General features: G+C 43.1%; 19 protein-coding genes. 10 read left to right on the forward strand and 9 right to left on the reverse strand.

The annotated features are described in order from the left end of the window. Positions 1–477 precede the first annotated feature (477 nt). Positions 478–1,083, forward strand: coding sequence for a hypothetical protein (locus tag LNL84_RS15595; protein WP_244358478.1), 606 nt, complete (start codon positions 478–480; stop codon positions 1,081–1,083). Positions 1,084–1,226: 143 nt separating this feature from the next. Then, the gene (locus tag LNL84_RS15600; protein WP_244358479.1) at positions 1,227–2,369 is read left to right on the forward strand and encodes an iron-containing alcohol dehydrogenase; all 1,143 of its coding nucleotides are present in this window, start codon (positions 1,227–1,229) and stop codon (positions 2,367–2,369) included. A gap of 113 nt (positions 2,370–2,482) precedes the next feature. Here the strand turns inward: LNL84_RS15600 and LNL84_RS15605 are convergent, their stop codons facing one another. From LNL84_RS15605 to LNL84_RS15630, 6 genes are all read right to left on the reverse strand, one after another. Continuing rightward, a complete protein-coding gene (locus LNL84_RS15605) occupies positions 2,483–2,755 on the reverse strand; it encodes a DUF6482 family protein (protein WP_244358480.1) in 273 nt (90 codons plus the stop codon). Between the two features lie 184 nt (positions 2,756–2,939). Further along, positions 2,940–3,269: an EAL domain-containing protein gene (locus LNL84_RS15610; RefSeq protein ID WP_244358481.1), complete on the reverse strand. Its 330-nt coding sequence runs from the start codon at positions 3,267–3,269 to the stop codon at positions 2,940–2,942. A gap of 174 nt (positions 3,270–3,443) precedes the next feature. After that, positions 3,444–4,016, reverse strand: a complete 573-nt coding sequence (locus tag LNL84_RS15615) for a sugar O-acetyltransferase (RefSeq protein ID WP_244358482.1) — start codon at positions 4,014–4,016, stop codon at positions 3,444–3,446. Positions 4,017–4,188: 172 nt separating this feature from the next. Beyond that, the gene (gene gltS, locus LNL84_RS15620; protein WP_244358483.1) at positions 4,189–5,415 is read right to left on the reverse strand and encodes a sodium/glutamate symporter; all 1,227 of its coding nucleotides are present in this window, start codon (positions 5,413–5,415) and stop codon (positions 4,189–4,191) included. 82 nt (positions 5,416–5,497) lie between these two features. After that, positions 5,498–6,601 (reverse strand): helix-turn-helix transcriptional regulator, encoded by a 1,104-nt coding sequence (locus LNL84_RS19780; protein ID WP_244358484.1) that lies wholly within the window; start codon positions 6,599–6,601, stop codon positions 5,498–5,500. Positions 6,602–6,607: 6 nt separating this feature from the next. Further along, complete coding sequence (locus tag LNL84_RS15630) at positions 6,608–7,588, reverse strand: CobW family GTP-binding protein (RefSeq protein ID WP_244358485.1); 981 nt, start codon at positions 7,586–7,588, stop codon at positions 6,608–6,610. A 501-nt stretch (positions 7,589–8,089) separates the two neighbouring features. Between LNL84_RS15630 and LNL84_RS15635 the strand changes: the two genes are divergently transcribed. The 3 genes from LNL84_RS15635 to cqsA all read left to right on the forward strand — a co-directional run bounded on the left by LNL84_RS15635 (position 8,090) and on the right by cqsA (position 11,837). Next, positions 8,090–9,283, forward strand: a complete 1,194-nt coding sequence (locus LNL84_RS15635; RefSeq protein ID WP_244358486.1) for a ClC family H(+)/Cl(-) exchange transporter — start codon at positions 8,090–8,092, stop codon at positions 9,281–9,283. Between the two features lie 165 nt (positions 9,284–9,448). Then, positions 9,449–10,435, forward strand: a complete 987-nt coding sequence (locus LNL84_RS15640) for a TDT family transporter (protein ID WP_244358487.1) — start codon at positions 9,449–9,451, stop codon at positions 10,433–10,435. Between the two features lie 172 nt (positions 10,436–10,607). Beyond that, on the forward strand, positions 10,608–11,837 hold the full coding sequence (gene cqsA, locus LNL84_RS15645) for an alpha-hydroxyketone-type quorum-sensing autoinducer synthase (RefSeq protein ID WP_341829462.1): 1,230 nt from the start codon (positions 10,608–10,610) through the stop codon (positions 11,835–11,837). Positions 11,838–11,876: 39 nt separating this feature from the next. On the opposite strand, the gene LNL84_RS15650 is transcribed toward cqsA, so the two are convergent. Both LNL84_RS15650 and folE read right to left on the reverse strand, forming a co-directional pair. After that, the gene (locus tag LNL84_RS15650) at positions 11,877–13,922 is read right to left on the reverse strand and encodes a hybrid sensor histidine kinase/response regulator (protein WP_244358489.1); all 2,046 of its coding nucleotides are present in this window, start codon (positions 13,920–13,922) and stop codon (positions 11,877–11,879) included. 195 nt (positions 13,923–14,117) lie between these two features. Further along, on the reverse strand, positions 14,118–14,771 hold the full coding sequence (folE, locus tag LNL84_RS15655) for a GTP cyclohydrolase I FolE (protein ID WP_244358490.1): 654 nt from the start codon (positions 14,769–14,771) through the stop codon (positions 14,118–14,120). Between the two features lie 180 nt (positions 14,772–14,951). Here folE and moeA point away from each other — a divergent pair, with 180 nt between their 5' ends. Genes moeA through LNL84_RS15675 form a run of 4 tightly spaced genes read left to right on the forward strand, consistent with a single transcriptional unit; the run spans position 14,952 to position 18,129 of the window. Beyond that, positions 14,952–16,187, forward strand: a complete 1,236-nt coding sequence (gene moeA / locus LNL84_RS15660) for a molybdopterin molybdotransferase MoeA (protein WP_244358491.1) — start codon at positions 14,952–14,954, stop codon at positions 16,185–16,187. A 13-nt stretch (positions 16,188–16,200) separates the two neighbouring features. Continuing rightward, positions 16,201–16,947, forward strand: a complete 747-nt coding sequence (gene moeB / locus LNL84_RS15665) for a molybdopterin-synthase adenylyltransferase MoeB (protein WP_244358492.1) — start codon at positions 16,201–16,203, stop codon at positions 16,945–16,947. 19 nt (positions 16,948–16,966) lie between these two features. Further along, the gene (locus LNL84_RS15670) at positions 16,967–17,296 is read left to right on the forward strand and encodes a hypothetical protein (protein ID WP_244358493.1); all 330 of its coding nucleotides are present in this window, start codon (positions 16,967–16,969) and stop codon (positions 17,294–17,296) included. After that, positions 17,296–18,129, forward strand: a complete 834-nt coding sequence (locus LNL84_RS15675; protein WP_244358494.1) for a sulfurtransferase — start codon at positions 17,296–17,298, stop codon at positions 18,127–18,129. The genes LNL84_RS15670 and LNL84_RS15675 overlap by 1 nt, the downstream gene beginning before the upstream one ends. Before the next feature lie 39 nt (positions 18,130–18,168). Here LNL84_RS15675 and LNL84_RS15680 read toward each other — a convergent pair whose 3' ends face one another. Beyond that, a complete protein-coding gene (locus LNL84_RS15680) occupies positions 18,169–19,161 on the reverse strand; it encodes a sugar-binding transcriptional regulator (RefSeq protein WP_244358495.1) in 993 nt (330 codons plus the stop codon). Between the two features lie 439 nt (positions 19,162–19,600). Here LNL84_RS15680 and tal point away from each other — a divergent pair, with 439 nt between their 5' ends. After that, positions 19,601–20,551 carry a transaldolase gene (tal, locus tag LNL84_RS15685; RefSeq protein ID WP_244358496.1) on the forward strand — a complete coding sequence of 317 codons (951 nt, stop codon included), beginning with the start codon at positions 19,601–19,603 and terminating at the stop codon, positions 20,549–20,551. Positions 20,552–20,645: the final 94 nt, after the last annotated feature.

Here is a 20,645-nt window from a genome sequence, read left to right on the forward strand (position 1 = left end):
ACTAGCGCCAAACTACTTAGCAATATCAGCTGAGCGATTCGCTTAGCTCGCGAATGCACAATTCCTTGTGTCGAACTTATCATCATTAATCTTCCTAACTTATACTGAATGTAAAGCTGCGACTAAATACAAAATTAGTTGTACTGCAACAGCATGTTTTATGGGTCGCACTAACTTTAGTTGCCACGTAAAAAAAGAAAGGTAAATTCGTTAATCTTTTGAATTTCTTTAGCGAAATTCAAGAAATGACTCGCAAATTACTGCTGAAAAACTGCAAAATAGACTCATTATTTTGCGCTAGTAATCAAGTGATAGGCCCATTTCTCACTCTCAAATTCCCGACTTAAATTCTCAACTACCTCGAAGCGTCACCTAGAAAAAGAATCCCGAATCGCCGGATATATAATCTGGCAATTTACTTACGTCACATAGCGTATATACTTGAAAAAAAGTACGAATTTATCAGTAGGATGAGTTATGAATCGAATTAAACCGATGGCGAGCATTACGGTATTGACCGCTCTTTTAATGGGGTGTAGCGCTAATACAGTAGAAGGCGCAGCGGAAGGGGCTGCTGTTGGTGCGGTGTCGGCTGGGATGTTGGGTGCACTCACCGATTTGATCGTCGATGGCGAAGTTAATACCTACCGACTCAGTAGGAATGTCACTGCTGGTGCTTTGGCGGGGGGTGCAGCCGGCGCGGTCAGTGGGTCGAATAAGGATCAACAGCAACAGAAAGCGCAACAGCCTACTCCCTCCAGTAAACCTACGCTCAATTTTGGACCTGATGTTGATGCTGCTGTTAACGCCTTAATATCCTGTGATTACGACACGGCATTTCGAAGTGCACTCAGTGCCGAACAAGCATCCCAAGAGTCCTACAAAGAAGCGGGTATCGCGATGCAAGCATTAATTGATTATGATAGAGATAACCAATCGGGCGTTGATCGTGCCGTCTCTAAGTTCGTCGCGCTGAGCCAATCTGTAAGCTCTACCGAAGCCGCCAATAACCAGCTGAAGGCACTACACGATGAACTCCTCCAAGAGCGGAAAGTCGCAGGAAAGCCAACAAACTGCGGTTAAATAATTATCGATTGACTCATTTGCGAGCTTTTACTCTTGAAAGCTCGCCCATTGCCCCCAACCTTCTACTTATATCGATAATAAATCAATAATCCCCCATACAGAAAGATGATCAGTCTTTTTTGAAGTTAGAGGCTCTCCAGATGAAATTCAGCTACGTTAATTCGACAGTGATCCATTTCGGACAAGGTCAAATCGAACAAATCACCAACGCTATTCCTTCCGATGCGAATGTACTCGTCATTTATGGAGGTGGATCCATTAAAAAAAATGGCGTTTATGACCAGGTAGCCAACGCGTTATCAAGCCATAAATGGTACGAATTTTCTGGTGTAGAGCCTAATCCAACTAAAGAGACAATGGACAAAGCCATTGAATTGGTGGCAGCGCAAGGGATCACTTATATCCTTGCTATTGGTGGAGGCTCTGTTATCGATGGTGCAAAGTTTGTTGCCGCTGCTGCCCTGCATTCCGGCGATAGCTGGGATCTAATAACTGGCGACTATCAGCCCAATTCCGCACTCCCTCTCGGCGTCGTCCTCACACTCCCTGCAACAGGTTCTGAATCGAATATGGCAGGTGTCATCACCAAAAAAGCAACCAATGAAAAACAAGGGTTCCTAACGCCACTCGTACGCCCGCAATTTGCTGTACTAGATCCAGACGCAATGAAAACTCTACCAGAACGTCAATTAATTAATGGACTAGTCGATGCGTGGGTTCACGTCTGTGAGCAGTATATTACGGTCCCGACAGGCAACATGGTTCAAGAAGGGTATGCCGAGACGCTACTTAAAAACCTGTTGGTACTCGGCGCAAACTTTACTCAGCGAGATGACAACTGGCATGCAAACCTGATGTGGACTGCAAATCAGGCATTGAATGGCTTCTTAGGCTCAGGGGTTCCTCATGACTGGGCCAGCCATATGATGGGACACGAGTTAACCGCTCTGTGGAAGGTTGACCACGCTCGTTCGTTGGCCATAGTGCAGCCTTCATTGCTTCGTAATCAGATTGAAGGCAAGCGCGCTAAACTCGAGCAAATGGGCAGAAACGTCTTTGCACTTTGTCCTTCAGATGATCTTGCAGAGCGCACTGTTGACGCTATCGAGGCGTTTTATAACTCTCTAGAGGTTGAAACTCGACTGGTTGAGCACACTGGCGACAAGCAAGATGCCATTGAAGCAATCCTAGAGAAATTAAAAGCCAAAGGTTTTACCCAGCTCGGGGAAAACAGAGCGATAGATTTACCGACAATTGAGACAATACTCGCAGACGCTTTATAGCCAATCACAATAGTAAGCCCGTTAGCTTCAAGATGTTCGCTGATATATCAATTGTTCATTTAAGCTTCGGGCTTATCCACCTATTGGGACAATACGGTATGATTTTCTGTACCTTATGGAAGTGATTCGTCGTGCCCTATCATCTCGTCGTACGCCGTTTGTAAATGCAGTTTCGCTTGCCTAACACCCAGTCTGTGTAAACAGGTTTCCGCTTCATAAATTGAGTTAAAAATGACAGGTTGCCTATTGTCATCAGATAACGAGAAGAAATTACCCTTACTATCTTCTGCACCCGCTAGGTAATGATTTGCATCTGCGTAGCTTAAAATGGTTGGTTGCAAAGATAATGTGTCGATTTGCCGCTTAAGGTCTGCTTTACGAATCATGATATGCACTCCACACTGTTGATACCATTATTAGTACGGATAGACTTAGCTTAAGGCTCAAATTCAACGGATGCTGCGAGTCGTTGCCGCGGGAAATGGGTTATCTTAAATGATTATCTGCGGTTAAGGGGATACATTGCCTATCCCTTAAATGAAGTCGCTAGAAAACATGGGGACCCGAGGCCTATAGGCAGCCGATCTCTCTGAGTATGCGTAGCTGAGTCTCACTTGATACTCCGTCTGTAATCGTATCAATATTTAAGACCGAAGCGAGGCTGACGATGGCTTTTACAACTTGTGCTGCTAAAGGGTCGAGTTCTATCTCTGGAGTGAGGGATTCATTAATCTTAAGTTTTTGTATTGGCAGTAAACGACGCTCAGAGAGGGATATAAGCTGATAAAAACGTTCATTAGCGTAGTGAAAAATAGCATCACGATCTGTGATTAGAATGGCAGCCGTACAGTTCTCGATAGCGTTAACTATAAGACCAAAAGACAATTCCAGATTCGACATTCGCGAAACTACATTAAAAATACTAATCTAACCATAAAAAGCAATCACGCTATATTATGTACTAAAGCAGGTAACAGCAAACAAAACCAAATTTTGGTCAGTCCACAATAAAAAATTGACGTTTAAAGTGTCACAAAAAACTTAAGTCATTAAAGCTGGAAGATACTTACTGACCTAGTATCGGTTATCGCTTTCAATGGTACGAATAACTCGACACGGATTTCCTGCAGCGACCACATTTTCTGGTATATCTTTAGTTACCACGCTTCCCGCACCAATCACTGAGTTTTTACCGATAGTGACCCCCGGACATAGGATAACACCGCCCCCTAACCAGACCCTATCACCAATTTTGATTGGTAAACCAAATTCGATGCCTTCTTCTACTCTTGCCTTCGCGTCTATAGGGTGGCCAGCAGTGTATATCTGGACATTCGGGGCCAAGAGTACGTCATCGCCAATGTCAACGACGTTAACATCCAAAATGGTGCAATTGAAATTAGCGTAAAAATTTTTCCCTATACGAATGTTGCTGCCATAGTCACAGCGAAACGGTGGCTCGACATACATCCCTCCTTGATTGTTTGGCAAGAGTTGCTGCAAATGGTGCTTCCATTCTTCGCTATCTGGAAGGGTGTGGTTAAATTTTTGGACGCGCTTACGACACCGGATCCGGGCATCATATAACTCTTTATCCCACGCCAAGTAGGGTTCACCTGCCAACATTTTTTCTTTCTCTGTTTTCATCCGCATTCCTAAAGATATACTAGGGCGATCTTTCCTTTGGCGATATTACGCTGGCCGTTGTTTTGAGCCTAATCATTCTGTGCAACAAATTATGACAATCAGAGTAGCTAAAGCACGGTTCTCAAAGCCACCCCAACGCGATTTGCAAGCAGCAGAAATACACAAGCCCCACCTATGCCACCAGACGCATAAAGTAAGGGATAATCAACGCGTTAGCCAAATCAATAAAGAAAGCGCAAACCAGTGGTACCACAATAAATGCTTGGTGAGAGTTACCATATTTTTGTGCTACGGCTGACATATTTGCCATTGCGGTTGGCGTCGAGCCTAGCGAAATGCCACCAAATCCAGAACATATAACGGCTGCATCATAATTTTTACCCATTGCAGGGAAAATAATAAACAAATTGACTAATATCGCGACAATAAACTGTGCGGCCAGTATGACAAAAATGGGGCCGGCCAAATCGACCAAAGTCCATAGTTGCATGCTCATCAGTGACATGGCGAGAAAAGCGCCCAAGGCCATGTCGGCTATCAGAGCCACGGCAGGCTTATTGGCAGGCCAACTCGTGCCAGTAAGTCGTGGGTAGTTGTGGGGAATAGCGTTAGAAAGGATGATCCCAGCAAATAGGCAGGTCACAAACAAAGGTAATTGAAGCCCCAACTGTTCTACGCCTTCATTGAGAACAACTCCCAAAATAATGCAAGTATGAATGGCCAGCATTGCATCCAAAAAATCATAAGAAGTAATTTTTGGTTCGGGATCATTGTCCGCTACGCCTACATCAAGAGCCTGTTTTTCATCTGGTGTCAGGTTATAACGTTTGATCAAAAATTTAGCGATCGGTCCCCCCATCAAGCTGGCCAAAATTAAACCAAAGGTCGCACTGGCAATACCGATTTCCATCGCGGTGTTAAGGCCAAACTGCTCTTCTATTCGAGGTGCCCAAGCGATCGCTGTACCGTGCCCACCAATCAAAGAGACACTTCCGCTAAGCAATCCTGCAACAGGCTCTAGCCCCAAAGCGCTGGCAACTCCAATACCCGTTAAGTTTTGTAGCATCATATAACCGATGGTAATAACCAGCAGGATGATCAATGGCTTACCACCCTTAACTAAGTCGCTTAAGCTTGCATTTATCCCTATTGTCGTGAAGAAATAAACGAGTAGGACATCACGCGCCATGAGATCAAAACTAACTTCTATTGACGTTACCGAGTAAATAATGGCAAAAGTGACCGAGAACAGAATCCCTCCGGAAACAGGTTCTGGAATACTAAACTCTTTTAAGAAGCCAATGATTTGTGTCAGCCGACGTCCAGTGAATAGCACAATGATTCCTAATGTCACTGCCAAAAAAGAATCAATGTGTAAAATTCCGTTTTCAAACTGCATTCGTCATCCCTTTTCAATGCGAGGTACTGTCATCTGCGCCTGCGTCAGCTCAACAATACAATTAACCACATGATTATAGCCTTTATCTTTGCATTGGCCTTTCGTTTGCCGTATTAATTTGATTGGAGAACAGGATCTTTGGCGATTCTCCAGTCCAACGTTTGAACGCTCGAGAAAAAGAACTTACGTCACGAAAGCCCAACTCTAGTGCTAAAAGCGTAACATTGGCATTCGGTCGTTCTGAAAGTGATAGCGCTTTTTCTAGACGGTATCGATCCATTAAGGTACGAAATGAAAGAGATTCGGACTTCAATTTACGCATGAGTGTTCTTGTACTGACATGCAGCTTTTGGGCAACCAAGTCAACGTTTGCCTCTACCATACCGACTTCATGAAATATTTGGTAAATCTGTTCAGCCAAGTTTGAGTCAAGGGTATGCTTTACGCTATATTGCATTGATTTTAACAAAGTAGCGTTTAATTCATTGTTTGCAAAAGTGCACTTTCGTCCTATAAACGAGGCAGGAAACATGATTCGGCGGATCTTGTGCCCATAATAGATTTTGCAATTAAAGCGGTCTTCCACTTCCAATTGAATCATTGGGTCTAGAGGATCTCTTTCAAAGAAAAATTCGACTTGAGGCTGTACCTGGCACTGTGTTGAACGTATTAGTGTCAGTAGCCCGATACAATAATAGCTGAAACCTAGATTAGAAAAACTAGGCTCACCCCTGTCATCTTGATGGCGAAGCATCCAAAGTTCGGAATTTTCATTTTCTCTATGTATGAAGACCAAACGTACGGTCGGGCAAAATATGAGCGAAAACTCTTCCAAATATTTCATCATCACGTCAGTACTCGGCGCGCTATAAAGGAACGCGCCAAATACTCCCATATGATTTGCCGTTATACCTTCCCCAGCGTCTAAAACGATATCAAACGCCGACTTAGTTTTAGCCACATATCGCAATGCGGTCTCTAGAACCGACATTGCCACTTTAGGTCTAGACAAATAATACTGCCAGTCACCTGATGAATTGAACGCTTGCTCAATATCGACGCCATAGCGACGAGCTGTATGATCAAGGGCGACGATCCATCGTACATCGATTAGAGCGCTATTGATCGATGTATCGGTTCGGTCTTGGCCACTGTACGTCTCTATTCGCTTATTGAGATCAGCCACGCGCGATTAAATCCCGCAAATCTTGAGTAAAATCGTTTCGAGTTTCTGCCAAGGCATTAATTGCGAATCGATGACTTCGATTCGAGATTCATACCCCTCTAAAGAGATCTCATTAACTGATACGACTTGATTAGAGACATTAAATGCAAAACAGCCTTTGGTCGTGTTAACAACCGCCTTAACACGCTCAGCATTAAGATCACTTAACATCGAAAATAGTTGATCGAAATCAAATTTATGTTCTGCTCCCATAATCCATCCACAGCTAAAATAGCCCTGACCTTGATTCTCTCTACGGATGTAGGCTTGGTTCGGCGGTAATTCAAAAACAGGATCTAAGTCGTCATGGTCATGAGCTAAACTTGATGTCTCGCCCTTGGTTTTAGGAGATCGCCTTTCAATGTCCAACACTTCGAGTGGTAAGTCACCAAATTTCACTAATTTATGAAAGATTTTTGCTGGTTCTTGAACGGTCAACCAATCATTAAATACATCTACATCCGCTGAAATGCATTGATCAACTTTGTTGCCAATAATGATATCTGCAGAGGCTAGCTGCTCATTGAAGTTAGAATTTGAGGTATATTTATCATCTGAAAGATTCCGAGGATCAACAAGCGCAATTGTCGCGCGTAAATCAATATAAGGTTGATATTGCTCTGAGGTTAATGTTTTTACTACCTTACTTGGGTGTCCAAGGCCAGTCGGCTCAATGATCAACCTATCCGGTTTTTGCCTCAACAAGGCGTTAATTCCCACCGACATTGGTACCCCTGCAGTACAACACATACACCCTCCAGGTACTTCTTTGATCAATGCACCACCATCTGCCATCATCGCTCCATCAACACCGACCTCTCCAAATTCATTGACAAGTACCGCCCAATTCTCCATGGCTGGCTTGTTTTTCAATAAGTTCAAAATAGTGGTGGTTTTCCCCACTCCCAAAAAACCGGTAATTATATTGGTTGGGATACGCACAGACATAAAGTTACCCTTAACACAGACTTGTTATCTACGTTGATTATACAAGTAAAATCGTACTGGGTGCATAGTAGAAAATGAACTTGGACAATTATTGATTTGAGTAAAAAGCCGATACGAACGAATGTCCCTGTTCCCAAAACGACAAAAGGCGCACGTTAAGTGCGCCCTAATCCCCCGTTTCTCAATCGTGAGTTTGCGAATCTCTAACATTGTATCGTTAGGATCTAATCACGGGGATGTAATCTGAAGTTTGTTCACATCCAAATTGTAGGTAAGACGTGATGTTCCTCCATGTTTATTGAGTGGTCCGCCTTACAATTTAACTATGGTACAGAATGGATAAAATTCAAGCTTGGTACCTTAAATTATATGCTTTTCGTGTTGCAGATCTCGAAAAGTGGAATGCTACTTTGCATCTTTATACCTACTGAAAACGTCAGCCTTCCGTATAATTGCGTAGCAAGTTCATTAGTTTATCCGCAATTCGAGGCAACAACGGCAATGACACGAAAAGAGAAATTGAAACAATCGTTGCTTGCCCATGTCCCAAGAGAAACAGTCAATCAATTTCTCTCCAGAGACAAAACCCCCATTTCTGTTCTATTACTTTCGTCTCTCGTTGGTGTTTTAGCGGGTTGTGTTGCCACACTGTTCGAACTTGGCGTCCACTTTGTCTCTGAAACGCGAACTGACTGGCTAAGAGATGAAATCGTCGCCATTCTACCTCTTTGGCTATCTGCATTTCTTATTAGTGCATTACTTGCCTTTGTCGGTTACTTCCTTGTCCAAAGATTTGCACCAGAAGCGGCAGGATCTGGCATTCCAAAAATCGAAGGGGCAATGGATAATATTCGCCCAGTTCGCTGGTGGCGAGTTCTGCCGGTTAAATTCTTTGGCGGCTTGGGTGCACTAGGCTCTGGTATGGTCCTTGGACGCGAGGGACCCACAATACAAATGGGCGGAAATATTGTTTTTCGAGCTATCAACGGTCAGCATGCCGTGATTACTATGCCTCAAAACGCTACTCCTGACTTACACGTCCTTTGGTTGTTTTTACGACTTGGTGCATTGTTTGGACTCTTTGGCGTAATTTTCAATCGCCTGATAACGCTGTCACAAGACATGTTTTTTAAGCTTCATCGCAATAATCGGGGCCGCTATCTATTCACTGGTACCACTTTTGGCGGCGTCTTTGGTCTACTGTTACTTTATGTTCCAGAGCTTACCAATGGGGGAGTTAACTTAATACCACAGATCACCAACGGTACATTCAGTACTACGTTTCTTTTAATGCTTTTTATTATTCGGATTATTACCACGTTAATTTGCTTTGCCTCGGGTGCGCCTGGCGGGATTTTCGCCCCTATGCTAACGTTGGGAACATCATTTGGGTATGCATTTGGACTTATTGTTAAGCTTACCTTTCCCGATCTTCCCATCGAGCCAGGAATGCTCGCAATTGCAGGAATGGGAGCACCATTTGCCACAACGGTTAGTGCTCCAATCACTTGTATTTTACTGGTAATTGAAATGACTAATAATTACGACCTGATTTTGCCATTAATAATTACCACCCTTGGAGCGACAATTTTGGCGCAATCATTAGCAGGACAGCCAATTTATAGTCAGATTTTACACCGTACAATTAGAAATAAAAAGTTACGTCAAGCGGATTGCCCGACTAATCAAAGTTGACATTGTATTTAGCATTTCCTTTAGAAATACAGTAGTTTTAATTGTTATTTTTATAAATAATAAAAATAATCAGAGATTTTTTTCTAAAAAATATATACAATCAGACGGCTAGACTCCCATGACCAAAATAACGTTCCAGCAAGTGAACTCAACAGTAAGCCGTATGTGAGATTAAAGAAAGTGAACCTAAGCCTGGATGCAATACAAAGACTAACAAAATTCCACTCTGTACCACCTTCTCAAGCCTCTTTAGCCCTTGGTGTCATTGGCCTTGGCCACGCTTGGGCTTTGTACGTACCGATTATCGGGCGTCAAATCCAGCCTTTTCTCGCTGCGCTTGGGGCCCTTCTGCTGCTTCCCGTGTTGCTAAAATACGTACTTAACCGACACATATTCTGGTCCGATATTAAGCACCCATTGAGTGGAAGCTTAATGGCTCCGATGAGTATGGCGCTACTTGTTCTATGCGATTATCTCGCGTTGAGTGTACCTTATATCGCTTATCCACTTTGGTTTGTCGCACTCTCTTTGCATATCACCATGGCGATTTTATTCTTCTACTTCCAACTGCGTAATTTTAAAATATCTAACATCGTGCCTAGTTGGTTTCTATACCCTGTTGGCCTTATTAGCAGCTCTCTGGCTGGCTCCCAGTTGGGGCATATCGTCTTTTCCGAAGCCATTACGGCATTTTGTATCGCGATGTACTTTTTTATGCTGCCATTAGTGTTATATAGGCTGGTTTTTGAAGGCATGCTTCCCAAGCGTGCCCGTCCCACACTTGCAATTATGGCAGCGCCCGTCAACCTCACGCTCACCGCCTATCTAATAAACTTCCCTAATCCTGATCCGATCCTAACTGGCGCTTTAGCCGGGATCGCAATTACGATGACACTATTGATTTATTTATGCTATTTCAGATTAATGCGACTCAAGTTTCAGCCTTCAATTGCCGCTATCACATTCCCCTCTGTAATCAGCGCGATAGCAATGCATCGCCTCACTACTTTGTTTGAATCCGAGTACCCCCATTGGCACTGGCTACATAAATTTGGGTTTATAGAGTTGAGCATAGCGACCGTTGCGGTTATATGGGTTGGAGTTGGATTTATAAAAATGTATTGGCCCGAATTATGGCCGTCAAATAGTTGATATGAACTTTCGTATTACTGTAAAAGTTTAAAATAATAAACTGTTGAATTTAATATTAAATCCCCGGGAAAGTAGCTGAATAAAAATATAGACCAATTGACTATAGTTTATTTTGTTAATTAAACCAAAGAAATAGTTTTTCTCTCGTGACAGTTATTCGTTTATTGGCAATATATATTTTGCCGGCAAAACAACGAATCAATTACAAAGAGAAGATGTTATGCACTTAACACAAATCAAAAAGGCACTACCAAATTTTATTGAGTCTCGTCACGATCTATTTATTGACGAAAATATAAATAAGAATATAGACAAGAAGCCTGTCGTTTGTGGTTCTCGGCCCTGTTCTGGTGACGTAGTAATGCAAACTAATGACTACCTCAGTTTGAATAACAACGAAGAAATTACCAATGTCCATATTCAAGCGATTCGTGACAATCACGAAAGTTTACTCATGTCTGGTGTATATTTACTTGGGGCTGAGGATAAACCTAAATTTGAAACGAACTTAGCTAAATTTACTGGATTCGAAAGCTGTGTGGTTTCTCAGTCTGGTTGGTCGGCAAATATTTCCCTGCTACAAACTATCTGTGAAAAAGAGACTAACGTTTATGTGGACTTCTTTGCTCACGCTTCTCTCTGGGAAGGAGCTCGTATTGCAGGAGCAAAAGTTCACCCGTTCATGCACAACAACGTTCGTCATTTAAAACGACTTTTGAAAAAAAATGGCCCTGGTGTCATTCTTGTGGATTCAATCTACAGCACTGTCGGCACTGTCGCTCCTTTGGTTGATATCGTTTCACTAGCGTACGACTATGATTGTGCCCTTGTTGTTGATGAGTCTCACTCTCTTGGTACTCATGGTCCAAACGGTGCGGGCTTAGTGGCCGAGTTAGGTTTAACCGACCATGTTGACTTTATCACAGTGAGTTTGGCCAAGACTTTTGCTTATCGTGCGGGTGCTATATTGAGTAACGCTAAGACGGCTTATTGCATACCGATCATTGCCTTTCCGGCAATATTTAGCTCCGCTATGCTACCCTATGAAATGGAACGATTAAACACCACGTTAGAAGTGATACAACAATCGGAAAGTCGTAGGATTCGGCTCAAGAAAAACGCTGAATATTTAATTTCAAATTTGCGAGAAATCGGTTTCAACATTCGCAGTGGAACGCAAATTATTGGCCTAGAAACAGGAGATGATGCAAATACGCTACTGATTCGAAACTTCCTAGAAAACAATGGCATCTTTGGATCTGTTTTTTGCCCTCCAGCAACTCCTAAAGGTCGAAATATCATGAGGTTTTCGTTGAATGCAGAGCATACAACCGACGAATTGAACCGAGTGATTAAAGTTTGTCAAAAAGCGTGGGAGCATCCGGACCTACAATTCTTTTAGGACATCACGTGACACCAGAGTTCAACATGGTGTCACGATTTATATCCAATTAGCCACCTTATCGATCAACTCGTCTTTTGGTGTCGGTTTTACAAGATAATCGTTCATGCCGTATTCACTAATCTTTACGACTGTTTCCGGGCTCTTATCTCCGGTGTAACCGACAATTGGAACAGAGGCGTAATGGGCATTAGATTCTCGAATCTGTTTGGTTGCCGATAAACCATCCAATACTGGCATCTCGATATCCATTAATATGAGATCAACGTCTTCTTCCTCTAAGGTACTCAATGCTACTTGCCCATTCTCAGCTTGCAGTACATTTAAACCCTGTTTTTCGAGCATAATACTGGTAATAGAACGTAACGAATGATTGTCATCAACAATCAATACCGTTCTTTTCATATTGATATCGTTGTAAGGCTGAGCGACCTCGGAGTGAGTAAAATCGTCAAATAGTAAACCATCGAGTACATTATCGAAGTCTTGCAAATATTCTTCTCTATCCACAAGCTTAACGTCAACATACCGTTGAAAGTACAAATTTCTTTTTTGCATAGGATCATACAAAAACGCAACTCTGGCCTCCGTGAAGCCCAATTTGCGCTCGACTCTAGACATTAAGGCCCACCCTTCACGATCCATTGAACCATCAATGATGATGAGGTTGTATTCAAATTGGTGTTCTCCCAATTGCGCCGCCTGCTCTAAAGTTATCGCTGATAGTTCAAAATCATGTCGTAAGGACTGATAAGTAAGTTGCTTAAGCAGCGTATCTTCAGTTCCGATGAATAGGATACTTTTCGCTTTCATGAGATCTAATTTAATACCATTCACTTTAGTCGAGGCGTAATCTGGAAATTTCAATTCAAATTCGGTCCACTGATGTGGCGTCGATCGACACCTAATGGTTCCGCCAAATGAGTTCATGACTTTGTTACAAAATGATAACCCTAGGCCGAATGTGCCAGTTTTTCCCGTTGTGTAAAAATCTTCAAAGATATGTTTAATCAATTCTTGCTCAATTCCTACGCCGGTGTCTTTAAACTTAAGAACATAACCATCCGGGACTTTGACTGTACTAATGTGAATCGAGAACTTCGCCGTCCCCCGGTGACGAAAAGCATTTTTGATCAGGTTATAAATAACATATTTTAGTAACGTGTCACTGCCAAAATAGTCAAAGTCTTCTTGGATATTAATGTGTATCAAGGTTCGTTCCGAGGCATTCTTATAGCTAAAGCTTTCTACTGCGTTACCAATAACTTGACTAGCTCTATGTTTACAGAACGTTGATGTCGACACTCTATTTTGATCAATTGAAGTCAGCAATAAGTCTATTGTTTCGTTACCTGTCCAGATCGTTTTCATGGAGTCGTCAATAATCTCATTAAGGATCTGAAGTTCCTGATTATTTAAATGGTAGGAGTTTCGAAACGTCGAGCTTCCACTCGGAACAATAGAACGAATCACCTCAAACGAGGAAAGTAATGCACTTAATGGATTTCGCATTTCATGAGCAATTCCGGCACCAAATGACTTAGCAATGGAGATTTTGGCTTCATGTTCCGTTTGATTCCTAAAATAAAACAAGTTGCCAAAAATGTAGGTAAAGGCAAAAATTGGTAACGCGCTGGCATTGGCTATAAATTCGACTTGGCCATCTGATGCGTAATAAGCAGCGAGATAAGCCAAGAATGTCGTAACTATCGCTTGTACGCACATGACTCGCGAATCATGAACAAGCAATATGTGTAGGAAAATAGACGACATAAAGGACATAACCCAAACATCAGACCAATTATTCATTAGCATCATGAAAAAGAAAAAGAAAGGAAGACACGCACTGATCGCAAATAAATAATAATGCGGCAAGTATTTCCTAAGTCGGTTTGGTACATATTCCCTGAGTCCCAATACGCCAACAATGATGCAGCATGCGAAACGAAGCCAAACATTTTCATACCCCTGTGGGAACCAGTATGTCCAAATAAGGTAGTAAATCGGGAAGCCAAGCCCACCCATGATCACCACAAGGGAGAGATTTGGTTCTGCGTACTGATATATTTTATTGAGCCGACCCATTTAGCTACCTAGTTCAACATTATTATGACGTTTGTTTTTTCATCCATCATCGTACTTAAAAAAGGATAAGGAACCCATTTATACGTCGAGCGAATGTTTAGTTGTGTTTACATTATGAACGAAAAGCTATGGCACATACAACAACGCCCTCGTAAAACGAGGGCGTTAGTCAATAAAAAAAGAGACGATCAGATTTTATCTAAGTCCATGTAAAAACTCATGACGGGTTGCTGGGTTAGACTTAAATATCCCCCCTAGCGCTGTTGTTGTTGTCTCGCTAGTCGCGTCCATCACGCCTCGAGATTTAACACAATAGTGAACGGCATCGATCGTGACAGCAACATCATCTGTTTCTAACAGTGTTTGCAGAGCAATTAAGATTTGCTGTGTCATTCTTTCTTGAACTTGAGGTCTTTGGGCGAAAAAGCGCACGATACGATTGATTTTCGACAAGCCAATGATTTTTCCTCTTGGAATATACGCAACTGCCGCTTTGCCATCGATGGTCACTAAATGATGCTCACATGTACTGGTTACGGTGATATCTTTAACCCTAACCATCTCACTCACATTCATTTTGTTCTCAATCACTGTAATTTTAGGGAAGTTACTGTAATCAAGACCAGAAAAAATTTCGTCCACATACATCTTAGCGATGCGTTGGGGTGTATCCATTAAGCTATCGTCTTTGAGATCTAACTGAAGCAGTGATAAAACTTCACGCATATGATGTTCAATGCGTTCTTTTTTTTCTTCACGGCTAATTTGATTTGGCAGCATCGGCGTTTCCAATCCTCGCTTAGACAAGGCTTCTTTCACTAGCTTAGCTGTTTCACTCAGATCTGACATGCTTACTCCTCTTAACAGACCCCTTAACGGCACACAAGGATACTCGTATTTTTTGTGAATTACACCCCTATTTTGACCAAGGACACTTTGCTTAAGACTCATCCATTCAATTGGCACTCTTAATAGCTACGAATTATGATAAAGTCAGCAAGTTACACAAGAATTATAGGATAATACATTATGGGCTGCTGTGACGCTCCTGGATTGATGCCACTAGAAGAAGCATTAGAAAAAATGCTCTCTCCAATTAACCCAACGACCAAAACGATCACCTTACCACTGCAAGAAGCACTTGGTTTCGTTTTGGCCGATAACCTTCTTTCTCCGATCAATGTACCGCCATTTGATAACTCAGCAATGGACGGTTATGCGGTTAGAAAAACCGAGCTCGAACAAAATAACACGCTCAGATTGGCGGGGAAGTCTTTTGCTGGCCAACCTTATGAAGGCGAATGGCCGCAAGGTACTTGCGTTCGTATTATGACAGGTGCGCAAATTCCTGAAGGTTGTGATGCCGTCATCATGCAAGAAAACACCAGTGTGGAAGGTGAGTGGATTAGCTTTCACCAAGAGCAAGTCAAACCTAACCTAAATATCCGCCCAACGGGTGATGACATCAGTCAAGGTGATGTTGTTCTCGATAAAGGCTCACGCCTCACAGCACGCGATATCCCGATGATTGCAACGCTCGGAATCAGCCATATCTCAGTATTCGAAAAGCCCAAAGTGGCTTTTTTCTCAACTGGTGACGAACTAAAACCGCTTGGCACAACATTGAAAGCTGGCCAGATCTACGACAGCAATCGCTATGGTATCAAACCTCTTATTGAAAACTTTGGCTGTGAAGCCATCGATCTTGGGATTATTCCCGATTGTCAGGAGACCTTAAAAGCCACTTTCTTACATGCTCAGACAATTTCGGACGTGGTTATCACCTCCGGCGGGGTTAGCGTTGGTGAGGCCGATTACACTAAGGATATTTTAGAGGAACTAGGGCAAATCGGTTTTTGGAAACTGGCAATTAAACCTGGGAAGCCATTTGCTTTTGGTTCTTTGGATGATGCATGGTTTTGTGGTCTGCCTGGTAATCCCGTTTCGGCAATATTGACGATGTATGTTTTGGTACAACCATTATTAGCCAAACTGGGTGGCCATACTCAATGGCAAGCACCACAATCTATTCCGGCTAAAACCAATACGGCCTTTAAGAAGTCCCCAGGGCGTACCGACTACCAACGTGCAGTCTATACAATTAACGATGGCGTTTTTGAGGTCGAGACCACGGGTAATCAAAGCTCTGGTGCATTTCGCTCGATGAGCCTAGCAAATTGTTTTGTCGTATTAGAACGAGAACGTGGCAATGTCGGTGTCGGTGAGACAGTTCAAATACAACTTCTGAGCCCAGCACTGTATTAGAGGTTTGAACATAGTGGATATTCTCTCAGACGCAGAAATGATGCGTTACAACCGTCAGATCGTACTAAAAGGCTTCGATTTCGAGGGACAAGAAGCGTTAAAACAGGCTTCTGTTCTTGTGCTAGGTGCTGGTGGCCTTGGTTGCGCAGCGAGTCAGTATCTTGTTGCTGCTGGAGTTGGGCACCTGACGCTAATTGATGATGACACGGTTGAGCTGTCAAACCTTCAAAGACAAGTCCTACACAATGATCATCGCATTGGCGATCTAAAAGTTGACTCTGCTAAACAATCGTTAGAACAGCTCAACCCGCATGCTTGCATTACTTCTATAAACAAACGACTTAACGACGAGCAATTGAGTGAAGAAATCTCAAAGCATGACTTAGTATTAGATGCGTCTGATAATGTCGCCACACGCAATCAGTTGAATCGATTGTGCTTTAAATTCAAAGTACCTTTAGTATCAGGTGCTGCGATAAGAATGGAGGGTCAGATTAGCGTTTTTACCTATCAAGACCCCTCCTTGTCTTGTTATCAATGCTTAAGCATGTTATTTGGTGAAACGGCTCTGAGTTGTGTTGAAGCCGGTGTCATGTCCCCGGTTGTCGGCATTATTGGTGCAACGCAGGCACTAGAAGCCATTAAAGTAATTGCCAACTTTGGCACTCCAAAGGTAGGCAAGTTATTGCTCTTCGACGCCGCGACACTGTCGTGGCGCGAGATGTCGTTACCCAAGTCGGCAAATTGTTCTGTGTGTTAGATCTCTAAAGGAGGCATTTTTGAAAAAGCTCACCATTGCAATAGGTATTATCATTGCTGGCGTTGGACTTCTTGTATTGCTTGCCTTCTTTCCTCTCTCCCACACGAAGTACAAACTAACTGTCACAGTAATAGACTACACCCTAGTACAGTCATTAGATGGTAATCGACATTATCTATCTGTTCAGTTGCCCGATGAAAATATTCAGTTAGTCAGTACCGATGAAGGCCGTATATGCCCTGTCGGCAGTCAGGCAACCGTCGAGGTCATCGACTCTTTGTTTTCTAGCAAACAATCATACCGATTGTCCCAATGCAGCCCACATATAACTAAAGGAGAAGGTTTGTGATGAAAAACCCAATTGTTGACGCACGTTGGCTACAGGCAGAACTCGCTCATAATTCCAAGCTGTTTGTTCTCGACTGCAGTATCGAATTCCAAATTCCAAGTGAACCCCAAAAAGACAAGTCTGGCGTTATTCCGGGGGCTATGCGCTTTGATTACGATACCGTTTTTTGTGACCCAAATTCCGCTTTACCTCATATGATGCCCAGTGCCAAAAGGTTTAGTTTGTTGGCAGCTGACTTAGGTCTAACGCTTGATAGTACTATTGTTGTTTATGATAATTCGGGTACGTTTGCCTCGCCAAGAGCCTGGTGGATGTTGCTAGCCCTAGGTTTTGAGAAAGTTTTTATTTTGTCAGGCGGCCTACCCGCTTGGCTTAAACACGGTGGTAATATTGAGCCAGATTACTTCAAGGGAGACACTAGTCAATTGTCTCAACCTTTAAAGGAACAACACTTTGTCACGGCTCAGCAAGTGTTAGAGTTTTCTCAACACAATACAGCTGTTATCGTCGATGCTCGTTCGTTAGAGCGCTTTAAAGGACAAGCACCAGAGCCAAGATCTGGCGTTAGAAGTGGTCATATTCCCAACTCTGTTTGTCTTCCTTTTGCCGATTTGATGGAAAATGGAGAGTTAAAGTCACCAGCAGAGCTGACACCAATGTTTGAAGCTATCTCGCTTGATAGAGAATACCCTCTGGTGTTTTCTTGTGGCTCTGGTGTCACGGCTTGTATTTTGGTGCTGGCAGCACATCTTTGTGGCTACAAAAACTTACATGTGTATGACGGCTCCTGGACGGAGTGGGGACAGCGTAGTGAACTGCCCATTGAATTATAAATCGAGGTGAGGAAGCGTAGAAATTCGCATCCTCATGTCCTAGTCATTCCCTTTTATGCTTTTCATCTGTTCATCAAGATTCAGGACCGTAAGTGCATTACTTACACTGGTTGCTATCACATCGACTGCACCATTTCGCAACGCTCCCAGTAACGCCATTGGCTTACTGTTCTCGGCTGCAATAGCGATGACTTCTGCGATAGGACGAAATTCCTCAATACCCAAGCCTATAACCCTATCGCTCATCACAGTATTTGCAGTCTCACCTTCTATGTCAAAAAAATCATAGCCAGCGAAATCACCGACGACCCCTTGCTGAAGACGCGACTGGACAACCTCATCTGCAGTAAACCAGCCAAGATCAACCATATAACTATTCTCACTCATGTCTCCGATGCCCACTATCGCCACATCCGCCTTGCGAGCTAAGTCTAACGTTTGTTTGACCGTGCTGTTTTGCATAAAAGCCAACTTCTGATCTTTGGTTTCTGCATAGGCGGGCGCATACAAAGTTTCTGACGTGCCACCGTACTTCTTGGCTAACTGACGACAGATATGATCGGCGTTGAACAGGCCGCCACGCGGGTGGATCCCTCCTATGCCGCAAACGAACTTACAGTCTCTCGGGCTAATAACCCCCGTATACTGGGCAACCGCTGATACGTTCCTTCCCTGCCCGACTGTAACCACCATACCGTTTTTCAGGGTTTGTGCTAGATAATTTGAAACCAAACCTGCGACTTGACTACGCTGAGCATCTTCGTCCACCTGATCGAGCGCAATGAGTGCACGTTTAACACCAAACTGCTCAACTAGGCGCTGCTCAATTTTCGCGCTAAATACCGGGTGATATTTTACGGTAATCTCGACAATCCCCTCCTCTCTGGCCTGTTTCAACAATCGACCAATTTTTGCTCTGGATACACCGAATTTTTTTGAAATTTCCTCTTGTGTCGAACCATCCTGATAATAAGCAACCGCTATTTCAGTTAACAAATCCGTGCTTGCATCGACATTCTCTGTTGGTTTCATTTGATACCGCTAATCTAAAAATCGGGATTGATGACAGTTTATCAAAGCGATCATTAGTTCACACCCTAAACATATGTGCGCCCTCTCACAAAGGATTACATTTGCTCTCTCGCGTTACACATTCTCAGGGCGTCTAATTAGTACAAGAACTCTCCTAGACACCCAATGAATACAAGGACGACAATAAAAGTACGCTTGCGTTATCAAAAATTAAAGATATTCGATTAGTAGGATCAAAAGCTCCTTATCAACAATTGACTTTCCCCTCAAATCCGTTAAATATAACTCCAACATTTACTCATGAGCGACACAAATGCTCAAAGGCATCTGCCCGCTCAGTCCAGATAGACGCTTTGATCAAATATAAACACCCGAATATTTGGTTGATGATGTTGCAAATGCAGTTAGAGGCAACACCCTCGAAATAAGGAACGAATCAATGAGCAATAAATTAGAGCAACTTCGTAAACTCACTACAGTAGTAGCAGACACCGGCGAAATCGACGCTATCAAAAAGTATCTTCCTGAAGATGCTACCACTAACCCATCTCTAATTCTTAAAGCAGCTCAAATCGAAGAATACGCTCCACTTATCGACCAAGCTATCGACTATGCAAAATCTCAAAGCAACGATCCTTCTCTACAGGTTCAAGATGCTTGCGATATGCTTGCGGTCAATATCGGTAAAGAGATTTTGACAACCATTCCAGGCCGTATCTCAACTGAAGTCGATGCACGACTTTCTTACGACACTGAAGGCAGCATTGCGAAAGCTCGTCAGCTTATAAAAATGTATAACGATGCTGGCATTAGCAATGACCGCATTCTTATCAAACTCGCCTCTACGTGGGAAGGCATTCGTGCTGCTGAAGTTCTAGAGAAAGAAGGGATTAACTGTAACCTTACGCTTCTGTTCTCATTCGCTCAGGCACGTGCGTGTGCCGAAGCTGGTGTCTTCCTGATTTCTCCTTTTGTTGGCCGCATCATGGACTGGTACAAAGCAAAAGAAGGCAAAGACTTCGAAGCTCAAGAAGATCCGGGGGTATTGTCTGTATCTGGTATCTACAACTATTACAAACAACACGGTTACAAAACCGTGGTTATGGGCGCGAGCTTCCGTAACATCGGTGAAATCTTAGAACTTGCCGGTTGTGACCGCTTAACTATCGCACCAGCTCTACTCGCTGAGCTAGAAGCCGCTGAAGGTGAAGTGGTTGAGAAGTTAATCGACTCGAACGGCTCACAAGAGCGTCCAGCCGCAATGACTCACTCTGAGTTCTTGTGGGACCACAACCAGGACCCTATGGCCGTAGAGAAGCTCGCTGAAGGGATCCGTAACTTTGCCATTGACCAAGGCAAGCTTGAAACAATGATCGCATCTAAGCTGTAACCCAACGCTTAAATCAAATTTCAAAGGGGTGGCAAACGCCACTCCTTTTCATATCTAGACATTTGGAATCAAAACTATGGAACGTAAGCAACTC

The organism is Vibrio gelatinilyticus (assembly GCF_022836845.1).
GTDB lineage: Bacteria > Pseudomonadota > Gammaproteobacteria > Enterobacterales > Vibrionaceae > Vibrio > Vibrio gelatinilyticus.